10 protein-coding genes are annotated in these 14,035 nt (G+C 40.9%); 9 read left to right on the top strand and 1 reads right to left on the bottom strand.

Annotated features, from left to right (window positions below; genetic code table 11):
- The first annotated feature begins 33 nt into the window (after window positions 1-33).
- The 4 genes from AMD01_RS20010 (at window position 34) to AMD01_RS19995 (ending at window position 3,944) form a co-directional block, all read left to right on the top strand.
- A complete protein-coding gene (locus AMD01_RS20010) occupies window positions 34-1,773 on the top strand; it encodes an adenine deaminase C-terminal domain-containing protein (RefSeq protein ID WP_053403213.1) in 1,740 nt (579 codons plus the stop codon).
- Window positions 1,774-1,986: 213 nt separating this feature from the next.
- Entirely contained in the window at window positions 1,987-2,289 is a 303-nt protein-coding gene (locus AMD01_RS20005; RefSeq protein ID WP_053403212.1) for a YerC/YecD family TrpR-related protein, read from the top strand.
- Window positions 2,290-2,667: 378 nt separating this feature from the next.
- On the top strand, window positions 2,668-3,324 hold the full coding sequence (locus tag AMD01_RS20000) for a M23 family metallopeptidase (protein ID WP_053403211.1): 657 nt from the start codon (window positions 2,668-2,670) through the stop codon (window positions 3,322-3,324).
- Window positions 3,325-3,494: 170 nt separating this feature from the next.
- Window positions 3,495-3,944: a YfmQ family protein gene (locus tag AMD01_RS19995; protein ID WP_053403210.1), complete on the top strand. Its 450-nt coding sequence runs from the start codon at window positions 3,495-3,497 to the stop codon at window positions 3,942-3,944.
- 44 nt (window positions 3,945-3,988) lie between these two features.
- Here AMD01_RS19995 and AMD01_RS19990 read toward each other — a convergent pair whose 3' ends face one another.
- On the bottom strand, window positions 3,989-5,371 hold the full coding sequence (locus tag AMD01_RS19990) for a glycine--tRNA ligase (RefSeq protein WP_053403209.1): 1,383 nt from the start codon (window positions 5,369-5,371) through the stop codon (window positions 3,989-3,991).
- Window positions 5,372-5,903: 532 nt separating this feature from the next.
- On the opposite strand from AMD01_RS19990, the gene pcrB reads away from it, so the two are divergent.
- From pcrB to pruA, 5 genes are all read left to right on the top strand, one after another.
- Window positions 5,904-6,590, top strand: coding sequence for a heptaprenylglyceryl phosphate synthase (pcrB, locus tag AMD01_RS19985; protein WP_053403208.1), 687 nt, complete (start codon window positions 5,904-5,906; stop codon window positions 6,588-6,590).
- A gap of 64 nt (window positions 6,591-6,654) precedes the next feature.
- Window positions 6,655-8,856, top strand: coding sequence for a DNA helicase PcrA (gene pcrA / locus AMD01_RS19980; protein ID WP_053403207.1), 2,202 nt, complete (start codon window positions 6,655-6,657; stop codon window positions 8,854-8,856).
- Window positions 8,857-8,879: 23 nt separating this feature from the next.
- The gene (gene ligA / locus AMD01_RS19975) at window positions 8,880-10,886 is read left to right on the top strand and encodes an NAD-dependent DNA ligase LigA (RefSeq protein ID WP_053403206.1); all 2,007 of its coding nucleotides are present in this window, start codon (window positions 8,880-8,882) and stop codon (window positions 10,884-10,886) included.
- Window positions 10,887-10,959: 73 nt separating this feature from the next.
- A complete protein-coding gene (locus AMD01_RS19970; RefSeq protein ID WP_245638988.1) occupies window positions 10,960-12,129 on the top strand; it encodes a CamS family sex pheromone protein in 1,170 nt (389 codons plus the stop codon).
- Window positions 12,130-12,398: 269 nt separating this feature from the next.
- Entirely contained in the window at window positions 12,399-13,946 is a 1,548-nt protein-coding gene (gene pruA, locus AMD01_RS19965) for an L-glutamate gamma-semialdehyde dehydrogenase (protein ID WP_053403204.1), read from the top strand.
- Window positions 13,947-14,035: the final 89 nt, after the last annotated feature.

Genomic DNA, 14,035 nt, shown 5'->3' with positions numbered 1-14,035 from the left:
AATGATAACGGTTACAAAAAAGAGGTGATGTACATGCTTGAACAACGTTATCGTTGGAAAAATAAAGAGTTGCGTGAGCATGTTGAGGTGCTAAACGGATCAAAAGCTCCAAGCATTATTCTTCAAAATGCTACGTTTTTACATTCATTTTTACGAAATTGGCTTACGGCAAATATATGGATTTACGAAGATCGAATTGTATATGTAGGTGAAAAGTGGCCAGCCAACCTCAGTGGAACAGAAGTCGTAGATTGTACCGATCAGTTTGTTGTACCTGGATACATTGAGCCTCATGTCCACCCTTTTCAATTATATAATCCCCAAACATTTGCAGAATATGCATCGATTCATGGGACGACAACGCTCGTGAACGATAATTTAGTACTGGCTTTACAGTCTGATAAAAAGAAAGCGTTTTCTATAGTGAAGAAATTTTCTGAACTTCCGTCAACGATGTACTGGTGGTGCCGATTTGACGGGCAGACAGAGTTTGCAGGAGAAGATCATATTTTTTCAAATGGAAACGTAAAATCATGGTTAGAGAATGAAGCAGTTATCCAAGGTGGAGAACTTACGGCATGGCCGAAGCTTTTAAATGGTGATGACATGATGCTGCACTGGATTCAAGAGACGAAGCGACTGAAAAAGAAAGTAGAAGGACATTTCCCTGGTGCTTCTGAAATGACGTTAGGAAAAATGAAGCTTCTTGGTGCGGATTGTGACCACGAAGCAATGACAGGTCAGGATGTACTAAAACGTTTAATGCACGGCTATCACGTGTCATTGCGTCATTCATCTATTCGACCTGATCTGCCTGTGCTTCTTAAGGAAATGCAGGAATTGGGAATTACGTGTTACGATCAAATCACAATGAATAGCGATGGCTCGACACCTTCTTTTTATAAAGAGGGGATTTCAGATATGCTTGTAAAGATCGCCATTGAACAAGGTGTCCCATTAATTGATGCATATCATATGGTGTCCTTTAATGTTGCGAACTACTACAACCTTGGGCACCTTCATGGTAGCATTACAACAGGCCGAATTGCCAACTTGAATATTTTACAGGCAAAAGACGATCCGACGCCTGTCTCTGTCTTGGCAAAAGGTCAGTGGGTGCTAAAGGACGGCATCAATCAGCGTGCTTTCAATGAGTTTCCATGGGAGGAATTTGATGTTCATCCATTAAAATTAGACTGGACCCTCACGAAAGATGATTTGCAATTTTCAATGCCGCTTGGTCTCCATATGGAAAACACGGTGATCATGAAGCCATATTCCATTAACATGGATATCTCTGCTGATGAGCTGCCAGAAGGAGACGAAAGCTTTTTAATGCTTGCGGACAGAAATGGGAAATGGCGAATTAACACGCTGATTAAAGGATTCGCATCCAACGTATCAGGATTTGTTAGTTCGTTCTCGAATACAGGTGACATCATTATTATAGGAAAAAACAAAGATGACATGCTGACCGCTTTTAAGAGAATGAAGGAGCTTGGTGGAGGAATTGTGTTAGTAGAAAACGGAGAGGTAATTGCTGAAATTCCGCTTTTAGTGGGCGGAAGCATGTCAGATCTGCCGATGGATGAGCTAGTTGTAAAAGAGGAAGCGATGATCACAAAGCTACGCGAACGTGGATATACGCATAGTGATCCAATCTATTCACTGCTCTTTTTGTCTTCTACACATTTGCCTTATATTCGCATTACACCGAACGGAATTTATGATGTTATGAAGAAAGAAGTACTCTTTCCAACGATAATGCGTTAAAATATAAGAGTATTGCTTTTAATATAAGATCGATGAGGTTATCCTAAATAAAAGATTCATCTTATGAAAAAAGGAGAGGTTCAGAAAGTAGTATTATCTGAGCCTCCTTATAGTTTCGGTCCTTTGGAAGTGGGGACAAGCACTGTCTTCTCTCGTTAGAGGTCGAAATATAAATAGATGGTATTTACAAACATGGTAAAAGGAGTAGAGTCTATGCAAATTGATAAACTTCGCGGTAAAGAGCTAGATCAGTTATTTCAAGCTGTTTTATCATTAAAAGATATTGAAGAATGCTATACGTTCTTTGACGATCTTTGTACGGTTAATGAAATTCAATCTCTTGCACAGCGTTTAGAGGTAGCACGTATGCTTCGAGAAGGATTCACTTACCACAAAATCGAAAATGAAACGGGTGCAAGTACAGCAACAATTTCCCGTGTAAAGCGCTGCTTAAACTATGGCAGTGACGCGTATCAAATGGTATTAGAACGTCTTTACGAAGAGAAGTCAGAATAAAACTTGACTGAAAAGAACCTGTTATCGCTATCTAGCGACAACGGGTTCTTTTTTTAGATATGGTTTAAAATTAGTGTGAGCGATATATAGTTGTGAAGATAAAATAGAACCTAAATCGTTCGTCGTTTTCTCTCATAACTCGACATATTTACGAATATTATCTTTTTGTGAAGATGCAAAAATCTACACAAAAATAACAGCAAGTTGTTAGGGGATCAAGAGATGAGGCTGTCAATCATTTGTTCAATTGTGATGTCATCAGATGGGTGTTTTTGGGTTTTGTTAAGTATGTTTCAATATAGTTAAAGCTCTATAGTTTTTCCATTTTATGTATTATAGTTAACAGGTAAGAAATATAAGATGAAAAGGAGAATACATATGAAAAAACTGTTAGGTTTAGTTGTATCAATCGTTTTCCTACTTACGCTATCAATACCTTCCTTTGCGCAGGCTGCGACTCAGAAGCTTATTCAACCTGTTAACGATGCGTATATTACAGCAGGATTTTTAAATGCGAAATATGAACAAAAATTTGGTTTTAAACACTACGGTTGGGACCTCACTTCATCGACTAGTAGTCGTACAGTCTGGGCTAGTGGAAAAGGTACGGTTTTAGCTGCAGGATACGATAATATTCTAGGAAATACGGTGATTGTAAAATATCCTGATGCCTATATCCATGCAACAGGATCCACAAAGGATTTAATTTTTCGCTACCATCATTTGGCATCAATCGGGGTTTCCAAAGGAGCTAGCGTAACGAAGGATACGTCACTTGGTAAGTATGGGAATACTGGTAAATATTCAACAGGAGCACATCTCCATTTTGAAATTGATACGGATACTACTTATTATCAATATTCTCCTACATTAGGGTCAAGCTCTAATATCATTAAAGCAGGATCATCAAGTACCATTTTATCACCTAAAAAAGTACTTTATACGAAAGTTTCTTCCCCAGACAGTCAGCAGATCTGGGTACTCGGAGATGGTTATCAATCATCCACTGAAGCAGATTTACCTTTATTAAAGTAAGATTATGAAAGTAAAACGATCAGGCCCTTATGGTAGGTAAGGGTCTGTTTTTTTGTTCAGTTCAACTTCAGATCGTAAGAGAGTTCACATAATCTACAAAAATGTCTCATTCATTTTATGTTACCATTATTGTGTAATTCATTTTAATACGTAATGGAGATGAGTGAACGATGACATGGGTTGTAGTTCTTTCGATCATTGTCACAAGTGTATTTAAATTAGTTGTATCATCAATGCCAACGACCGTTGTAAAATGGTTTGTCACAAGATTTCAGTTACATCCAGAAGTCGTGACTGAACAAGCAGTGGTTACGATTGATGGTGAAGCGGTTGAAGGTCAAGAAAAGACTCAGATCGTTGAGCAATTTAACGAAGCCTTATTTATCAAGCAATATTATATATATCCAGGAACAGAAGCGAAGTACTTGAATCCAAACGATGCAGGAACTCCTGTTGTGATTCAAACAAAACAAGGGAAAACAGACGTTACCCTATCTCTTTACACATACGACGATCATGTACACGTCGTAAAGAACAAAAAGAAAAAAACAATCGCTTATTGCGTGCGTTCTCAAGACCTACAAAGCCGAGCTTTCGTAGCGACAGAGGCACTTATCTAAAAAAAGCAGCCCTTTATAAAAAGGCTGCTTTTTTGTTATGTGAATTAAAACTGTGTTGCTTCCTCTAGAATGTTCTTAAGTTCGCTAATTGGAACACGTTTTTGTTCCATTGTGTCACGGTTACGGATCGTCACTTGCTTATCTTCTACTGAATCAAAGTCAAATGTGATACAGAACGGTGTACCGATTTCGTCATGACGACGGTAGCGTTTCCCGATTGAACCTGCATCATCATAATCAACCATGAAGTATTTAGATAGCTCAGCGAATACTTCGCGTGCTTCAGCCCCTAATTTTTTAGAAAGAGGGAAGATCGCTGCTTTGAACGGTGCAAGTGCTGGGTGAATGTGCATCACTGTGCGAGATGTACCATCTTCAAGTTCCTGCTCGTCATATGCATCTAAAAGGAATGCAAGCGTTACGCGGTCAGCACCAAGAGATGGCTCGATGCAGTAAGGAACATAGCGCTCGTTTGTTTCTTGATCGATGTAGTTGAAGTCTTCACCAGAATGCTCCATATGTTGCTTGAGGTCGTAATCTGTACGAGAAGCGATACCCCATAGCTCTCCCCAACCGAATGGGAATTTGTATTCAAAGTCAGTTGTTGCATTACTGTAGTGAGATAGCTCATCTTCATCATGGTCACGTAGACGAAGTTTTTCAGCGTTCATACCTAATCCTAGTAACCATTTGTGAGCTGTCTCTTTCCAGTGGCTGAACCATTCTAGTTCTTCACCAGGTTTACAGAAGAATTCAAGCTCCATTTGTTCGAATTCACGCGTACGGAACGTGAAGTTACCAGGTGTGATTTCGTTACGGAAGCTTTTACCGATTTGAGCGATACCAAACGGAAGTTTCTTTCTCATCGAACGTTGTACGTTTTTAAAGTTTACGAAGATACCTTGTGCTGTTTCAGGGCGCATGTAAATTTCGTTTGTAGAAGATTCTGTTACACCTTGATGTGTTTTGAACATAAGGTTGAATTGACGAATATCTGTTAAATCACTAGAACCACACTCAGGGCAAGTGATGTTGTGTTCTTTGATTAAGTTTTCCATTTCAGAGAATGGAAGGCCATCTACGATCATTTCAATGCCTTTTTCTTCAAGCTTCGCTTCGATTAGTTTATCTGCACGGTGACGAGCTTTACAGTTTTTACAGTCAATCATTGGATCGTTAAAGTTACCTAAGTGACCAGATGCTTCCCATGTTTTTGGGTTCATAAGAATTGCAGCGTCTAATCCTACGTTGTATGGAGATTCTTGAACAAACTTTTTCCACCACGCGCGTTTAATATTATTTTTGAATTCAACTCCAAGTGGACCGTAATCCCACGTGTTTGCTAGACCTCCGTAAATTTCAGATCCTTGGAAAATAAAACCACGATGCTTCGCATGAGATACGATTTGATCCATTGATACAGACATTTTAATTCCTCCTAATAGTCAATAAGTGAGGGTAGACAAAAAAACAACTCTCGTCTCCGGACTGTTCGTAAACAGTCCAGGGACGAGAGTTGTTTCCCGCGGTTCCACCCTGATTGATACATAAAAATGTATCCTCTTTATATGGTATATGCTCCAGATTGCCGTTTCTTTAATTCATTCTCCCGGGCTTTCACTATCCCCAAGTCGCTTGTAGAAGAGGAACTAAATACTATTGATCCTTCAATGCATACAGGTCATTTAATTTTTAGCTATATCTTAGCATATCCAAAACAACTAAACAAGAACACAATAATTTTCAAAAAAATTATTTATGGCAGTTGGCTACGTCAAAATGGTTATTCATGGGGAAAATGAAGAGGCTATTCTTCTAAATGGATGCTTTGACAAATAATCAAACAAAATTACCAAATCCAAGCGCTTAAGTCGTTTCTTTCATGCCGATTTCGGTTCGTGTATGAGGGGGAGTTTTGTTATAATGATGGAATGGAATATTAATTGGAGGATACAACATATGTACGAAATCAACGAGTGGAGACACGTGTTTAAATTAGATCCAAATAAAGACATCTCAGATGAGGCATTAGAGCAAATTTGCGAATCAGGAACGGATGCTGTTATCGTAGGAGGGACTGATGGCGTGACGCTTGATAACGTCCTTGCGCTATTATCTCGTATCCGACGTTATACGGTACCGTGTGCGCTCGAGGTTTCAACGATTGAATCTGTTACACCAGGCTTTGATTTTTACTTTATCCCATCGGTGTTAAACAGTCGAAAAACTGAGTGGATCGTTGGCTTACATCATGAGGCAATGAAAGAATATGCAGATATTATGAACTGGGACGAGCTAATCGTAGAAGGGTACTGTATTCTGAATGCAGATGCTAAGGTTGCCTCCCTAACAGAAGCGAATACAGCCCTGACAACTGAAGATGTAGTAGGGTATGCACATATTGCAGAGAATATGTTCCATCTACCGATCTTTTATTTAGAATACAGCGGCATGTACGGCGATCCAGCTGTAGTAGAAGAAGTGAAAAGCGTGTTAACGAATACCCAGCTGTTTTACGGTGGGGGTATTGAAACAAAGGAACAGGCCGCAGAAATGAGTAGTCATGCTGATACCGTAGTAGTGGGAAATATTATTTACACGGATTTAGCAGCGGCATTAAAAACAGTTAAAGCGGTAAAGAAATAAGTTTGCAGGAAAAATGTAAAATCAGATAGAATAGAATATACGTTCGATATAGGCGGTGAATTCAATGCGATATTTAAGTGAAAAATTATTAGTAGGTTTGAACCCGGAGCAACAAGAGGCCGTTAAGACAACCGAAGGTCCTCTTTTAATCATGGCTGGTGCCGGGAGTGGTAAAACGAGAGTATTAACCCATCGTATTGCGTACCTAATGGCGGAGAAGGAAGTGGCTCCTTGGAACATTTTAGCCATTACCTTTACGAATAAGGCTTCGCGTGAGATGAGAGAGCGTATTACGAAACTGTTAGGTGGAGCAGCAGAAGATATTTGGATTTCAACGTTCCACTCCATGTGTGTCCGTATTTTACGACGTGACATTGACCGAATTGGATACAATCGTAACTTCACAATTCTTGATACGACCGATCAGCTATCGGTGATCAAGGCGATTTTAAAAGACCAAAACATTGACTCCAAAAAGTTTGACCCTCGTTCTTTGCTAGGTACGATTAGCGCAGCAAAAAATGAATTAATCACACCAGAAGAGTTTGCAAAAAACACAGCAGGTCCTTACGAAGATGTTGGGAGTCAGGTGTACACAGAATATCAAAAGCGTCTTCGCAAGAATCAAGCACTTGATTTCGATGATTTAATCATGATGACGATCACGCTCTTCCAACGTGTTCCGGAAGTACTGGAGTTTTATCAGCGAAAGTTCCAATACATTCATGTGGATGAGTATCAAGATACGAACCGTGCGCAGTATATGCTTGTAAAATTCTTAGCGGCTCGTTTTCAAAACATCTGTGTGGTCGGGGATTCCGATCAGTCGATTTACCGCTGGCGCGGTGCTGACATTAAAAACATTTTATCCTTTGAAAAAGACTATCCTCGTTCTGTAACGATCCTTTTAGAGCAAAACTATCGTTCAACGAAGAATATTTTGGCAGCGGCCAACAAAGTGATTGAAAATAACGTTGGGCGTAAAGCAAAGAATCTTTGGACAGAAAATACGGACGGGCAAAAAATCTATCACTACCAGGCAATGAGTGAAAGTGAAGAGGCTCAGTTCGTGGCAAGTAAAATCAAGCAGGCAGTGGATAGCGGGAAACGTAAGTACAGTGATTTTGCGATTTTATATCGTACAAATGCACAGTCTCGTGTAATGGAGGAAGTGCTTTTAAAATCAAACATTAGCTATTCCATCGTGGGCGGTACGAAGTTCTACGATCGCAAAGAGATTAAAGACATCTTGGCATACCTGCGTCTTATTTCCAACCGCGATGATGATATTAGTTTAACGCGAATCGTGAACGTTCCAAAGCGCGGTGTAGGTGCAACGTCTGTCGATAAAGTGTTGAACTTCGCCTTAATGGGCGACATGTCTGCTTTTCAGGCACTTCAAGATATTGAGCTTATTGGTCTAAGCGGCAAAGCAACAAATTCGCTTATTTCCTTCCGTGAGATGATTGGAAACCTATCGAACATGCAGGATTATCTATCCGTTACAGAGCTAGTAGAAGAAGTGCTAGAACGCACAGGATACCGAGAATCATTGAAGGTGGAAAAAACAATTGAAGCGCAAAGTCGTCTTGAGAATATTGACGAGTTTTTATCTGTTACCCAAGAATTTGAAAAGGTAAGTGAAGATAAGAGCTTAGTGGCCTTTTTAACAGACCTCGCTCTTGTAGCTGATATTGATAAACTCGATGACGAGGAAGAGGACCCAACAGATCAAGTGATTATGATGACTCTTCACTCGGCAAAAGGACTTGAGTTCCCAGTCGTCTTCCTACTTGGTATGGAGGAAAGTGTTTTCCCACACAGCCGATCCTTGTTTGAGGATGAAGAGATGGAGGAAGAGCGCCGACTTGCATATGTAGGAATTACTCGAGCGGAAGAAGAGCTTTACTTGCTTCATGCGCAGATGCGTACGCTATTTGGGAAAACGAACGTGAACCCAATGTCTCGATTTATTAAAGAGATTCCAAGCGAACTGATTGAAGGATTAAATCAAAAGAAACAAGCGCCAAAATCTGCGGCAGCTGCCCCAAGACGTGCGTCATTCACAAGACCTGGCATGACATCAACAGGCGGAGAGTCGCTTGATTGGAACGTCGGTGATCGTGCTGCACATAAAAAATGGGGAACAGGTACGGTCGTAAGTATTAAAGGTGAGGGCGACTCTAAAGAGTTAGATATTGCGTTCCCAAGCCCAACAGGTATTAAGCGCTTATTAGCGAAATTTGCCCCAATTACAAAGGCTTAATGAACGAGCAAAGGAGAAAACAAATGGATTTTGAACAAGCAAAAACGCGTGTCCAAGAGCTTCATGAACTTTTGAATCAGTATAACTACGATTATCACGTTCTCGATCAACCGAGTGTTCCTGATGCAGAATATGATCAGCGTCTTCACGAGCTTATTAAGCTTGAACAGGAGTATCCAGAGCTCTTAGTTGCTCATTCGCCTACACAGCGCGTAGGTGGACAGATTTTGGATGCCTTTGAAAAGGTCGAGCATCGTACGCCAATGCTGAGCCTAGGAAATGCTTTTAATGAAGAGGATTTACGTGACTTTGATCGCCGCGTTCGTCAAGCAGTCGGTGATCGTTTCTCCTATGTATGCGAGCTAAAAATTGATGGGCTAGCAATTTCACTTCGCTATGAGAATGGCTACTTTGTCCAAGGTGCTACGCGCGGAGATGGTACCATTGGTGAGGATATTACGGCGAATCTAAAAACGATTCGCTCGATTCCTCTACATATTAGCGACGAACATACGCTTGAAGTACGCGGTGAGGCATACATGCCGAAGAAATCGTTTGAGAAACTAAACAAAGTAAAAGAAGAAAACGGTGAGATGCTGTTTGCGAATCCGCGAAATGCTGCTGCTGGTTCCCTTCGTCAGCTCGATCCGAAGATTGCGGCAAAGCGTAGTTTGGACATCTTTTTATACGCAATGGCGGACGCTGGAAAGACAGGGGTAAGGTCTCATAGTGAAGGCCTAGATCTATTAGACCAACTTGGCTTTAAAACAAACCAAAATCGTCGTAAATGTGCTACGATCGAAGAGGTTTTAGCGTACGTGGAAGAATGGAGTGCGAAGCGCCCCGATCTTGCTTATGAAATTGATGGAATTGTCATCAAAGTGGATTCCTTTGATCAGCAGGACGAGCTTGGTACGACCGCGAAAAGTCCGCGCTGGGCAATCGCGTATAAATTCCCAGCAGAAGAAGTTGTGACGAAGCTTTTAGACATTGAGCTGAATGTTGGAAGAACGGGTGTAATTACCCCAACCGCTGTGTTAGAGCCTGTAAAAGTAGCAGGAACGACGGTACAGCGTGCATCTCTGCACAATGAAGATTTGATTCGCGAGAAAGATATTCGCCTCGGTGACTATGTGGTTGTGAAGAAAGCAGGAGACATTATTCCAGAAGTTGTGAACGTTCTAACGGAAAAAAGAACGGGCGAAGAACAAGAATTCTCCATGCCGACACACTGTCCAGAGTGTGAGAGTGAGCTTGTTCGCTTAGAAGGCGAAGTTGCTCTTCGTTGTATCAACCCGAGCTGTCCAGCCCAAATTCGCGAGGGCCTCATCCACTTTGTTTCACGAAATGCGATGAATATTGACGGTCTAGGTGAGAAGGTTATTACGCAGCTGTTCCGCGAAGAACTGGTCCATGACGTAGCTGACCTCTATAAGCTAACCGCTGACCAGCTTACGGATTTAGAGCGAATGGGCGAAAAATCGATTGAGAACTTGTTAAAAGCAATTGGGGCTTCAAAGGAGAATTCGCTTGAGAAGCTTCTATTCGGACTTGGGATTCGTCATGTTGGAGCAAAAGCTGCCAAAACACTTGCACAAACGTTTGAAACCATGGAAAATCTTAAGAGTGCCACATACGATGAATTGGTTGCTGTGAACGAAATTGGCGATAAAATGGCTGATGCAATCGTCACTTATTTTGATCAAGAAGAGGTACACGAGCTGCTAGAGGAATTAAGCAGTTACGGTGTGAATATGACCTATAAAGGTCCGAAGCTTGTGAATGCGGATGAGATTGATTCGTACTTCGCCGGAAAAACCATCGTTCTTACTGGAAAGCTTGAGCAGCTTGCACGTAATGAAGCAAAAGCGGCTATTGAAGAGCTCGGTGGAAAGGTCACAGGAAGCGTAAGCAAGAAAACGGACCTTGTGATTGCTGGTGAAGACGCAGGATCAAAATTAACAAAAGCGCAGGAATTAAACATCGAGGTGTGGAGCGAGGATCAACTCGTTCAAGAACTAAATAAATAGGCTGTTTTCATATAGTCGGTAGGCAAGCTTTTGGCTTGCCTACTCATATGATTAAAAGGCCGATAAATAAGAGGTGTATGTTTTGAAAAGAGCTTTAACACTGTCTCTTGGTGTCATGTTGGTCATGTCTGCTTGTGCCCCGAATTTTAGCAAAGAGCAAGAAATTGTGCAGAAAACAGACGATTCAAAAGAAAAAGCCATTATTCCGAATTATAGTATTTCAAGTGATACTTACAATACGACACTTCCTTACAAGGAAGGAGTAGCCCGAGGGTTAGTCGCTTCGAATTTGAATAACCGAATGGACACGGATGAATTTGAGACAGGCTTGATGAGATTAGCAAAAGACAATTATCCGTCTAGTAAATATCTTTTCCAAGAAGGTCAATATATTGACAAAGACACAGCGAAAGCTTGGGTAGCACGTAAGCTGACGGATCAGCAATATGCGCAAGCTAAAAAGAAGAACAAAGATGTCCAAAACATTGGTCTTAACCCGATTAATACAAACAACAAAGGTGGAAAAACAAGTCCTATCTACCTATCACATCTTGTGGAACAAGACTATTTGGTTAAAAAGAACGGTAAGGAAGTAGAGCTAGGCGGGATTATGCTTGGACTTGCGATGAACCCTGTTAACTCCTATGTAGAAGCTGACGGTACGCCACAGGAGGAAATTACGTCTCGAGCGAAACTGCAAGATGAGGGGCAAAAAATTGCGAATCAAGTCGTTGAGCGTATGCGTAAAATGAAAGGACTTGAAAACGTCCCAATTAATATTGCGTTATTCGAAGAAAAGCCAAATTCGTCTAAAGTGCCAGGTAGTTTTATTGCAGCTGGAACATCTAATGAGGGAAGTGTACAAGTGGACGGCTGGTCTAAGATCGACGAAGAATATGCTTTATTCCCATCAACTCAGGCGAGTGATGAACATAGCGTTCATGCGACAAAGTTTAACAACTTTAAAAAGCAAATTGAAAAGTATTTTCCAAACTTCACAAGTGCGGTAGGTCAAGGGTTCTATAAGGACGGTTCTCTTCAAAAGCTGGATATCACGATCGAGGTTCAGTTTAAAGGAAAAGGAGAATTGGTCGGATTTACGCAATTTGTGGCGGGGGAAATGACGAAATATTTCCCGAAAAATATTGAGACGAATGTAAATATTCAGTCGGTTGAAAGCCCTGAAAGTATTATCGTTCGCAAAAAAAATCAAGATAAGCCATTTGTTCATATTTATAAATAATGCGAGTAAAAGAGGAAACAGGAAAAAAGTTCTGTTTCCTCTTTTTTTCGGCTATATAAGAATTTTAAGAGGAATTTTTGTTGTAACGGTTAATAAAGCGTTCTCATTTTTATGGATAATTATTACTTAATGGTTATAAAAAGTATTTTAAAGGAAGAAAAAGTATTGAACAGAATAATTTTAAGGTTTGAAGTAGTCAGTATATTTTAGTAGAATAGGATTTGTAAGTTTCTTAGGTTTGTAGATAGCATTAGGAGGCGGATATAAAAATGGTAGTACCTTACAAACATGAACCGTTTACAGATTTCACTGTGCAAAAAAATGCAGACGCTTTCAATGAAGGCCTTAAGCTAGTTCAAGCGTATTTAGGTAAAGATTATGATTTATTAATTGGTGGAGAGCGTATCTCTACAGATGATAAAATTGTATCGACTAACCCTGCTAATAAAGAAGAGGTTATTGGTCGCGTTTCAAAAGCAAACCAAGAGCTTGCGGAAAAAGCTATGCAAGCAGCAGACAAGGCGTTTGAATCTTGGAGAAAAGTAAAGCCTGAAGTACGCGCAGACGTATTATTCAGAGCAGCAGCGATCGTTCGCCGCCGCAAGCATGAATTCTCCGCTTTATTAGTAAAAGAAGCAGGTAAACCATGGAATGAGGCAGATGCAGATACAGCAGAAGCAATTGACTTCATGGAATACTACGCACGTCAAATGTTGAAATTAAAAGACGGTGCACCAGTAGAAAGTCGTCCTGGTGAGTACAACCGTTATTCTTATATTCCGTTAGGTGTAGGCGTTATCATTTCGCCTTGGAACTTCCCGTTTGCAATCATGGCAGGAACAACAGTAGCTGCGATCGTAACAGGAAACACGGTATTATTAAAACCAGCATCTACAACGCCAATCGTAGCGGCTAAATTTGTAGAAGTAATGGAAGAAGCGGGTCTGCCAGCAGGCGTACTTAACTTCGTTCCGGGTAGCGGTGCAGAAGTTGGAGATTACTTAGTCGATCATCCACGCACTCGTTTCATCAGCTTCACAGGTTCACGTGATGTAGGTCTTCGTATTAACGAGCGCGCATCAAAACTGAACGACGGACAAATTTGGTTAAAACGCGTGATCGCTGAAATGGGCGGTAAAGATACAATTGTCGTAGATAAAGAGGGAGATGTAGAATTAGCAGCGAAATCAATCGTTTCTTCTGCCTTTGGATTCTCTGGACAAAAATGTTCTGCTTGCTCACGTGCTGTCATCGTAAAAGACGTGTACGATCAAGTCGTAGATCGCGTGATTGAATTAACGAACAAACTAACGCTTGGCGAAACAACAACTCAAGAAACATTCATGGGTCCTGTTATTGACCAAAGCGCATTTAATAAAATTATGGAATACATTGAGATTGGTAAAAATGAAGGGAAGCTTGTAGCAGGTGGAGAAGGCGACGACTCTAAAGGTTACTTCATTAAGCCAACTGTATTCGCTGATGTAGCTGCTGATGCTCGCATCATGAAAGAAGAAATCTTCGGACCAGTCGTGGCGTTATCAAAAGCAGAAGACTTCGATCATGCATTAGAGATTGCGAACAACACAGAATACGGGTTAACGGGTGCTGTGATCACAAACAACCGTGCACACATCGAGCAAGCTCGTGAAGATTTCCACGTTGGAAACCTTTATTTCAACCGTGGTTGTACTGGAGCGATCGTTGGTTACCAACCATTTGGTGGGTTCAACATGTCAGGTACAGATTCAAAAGCGGGTGGACCTGATTATTTGGTGCTTCACATGCAAGCGAAAACAACGTCGGAAACCCTGTGATTGTTGACCTATTAAAGAAGACCCTAACAGTGTAGCGCTGTTAGGGTCTTTTTAATAGACCTAAGTGGAGGAGGCTCCCCTTGCGGGGT

The organism is Priestia koreensis (assembly GCF_001274935.1).
GTDB classification, from domain to species: Bacteria; Bacillota; Bacilli; order Bacillales; family Bacillaceae_H; genus Bacillus_AG; species Bacillus_AG koreensis.
Note: the sequence above shows the minus strand (reverse complement) of the source record. Positions and strands in the feature narration are given on the sequence as shown.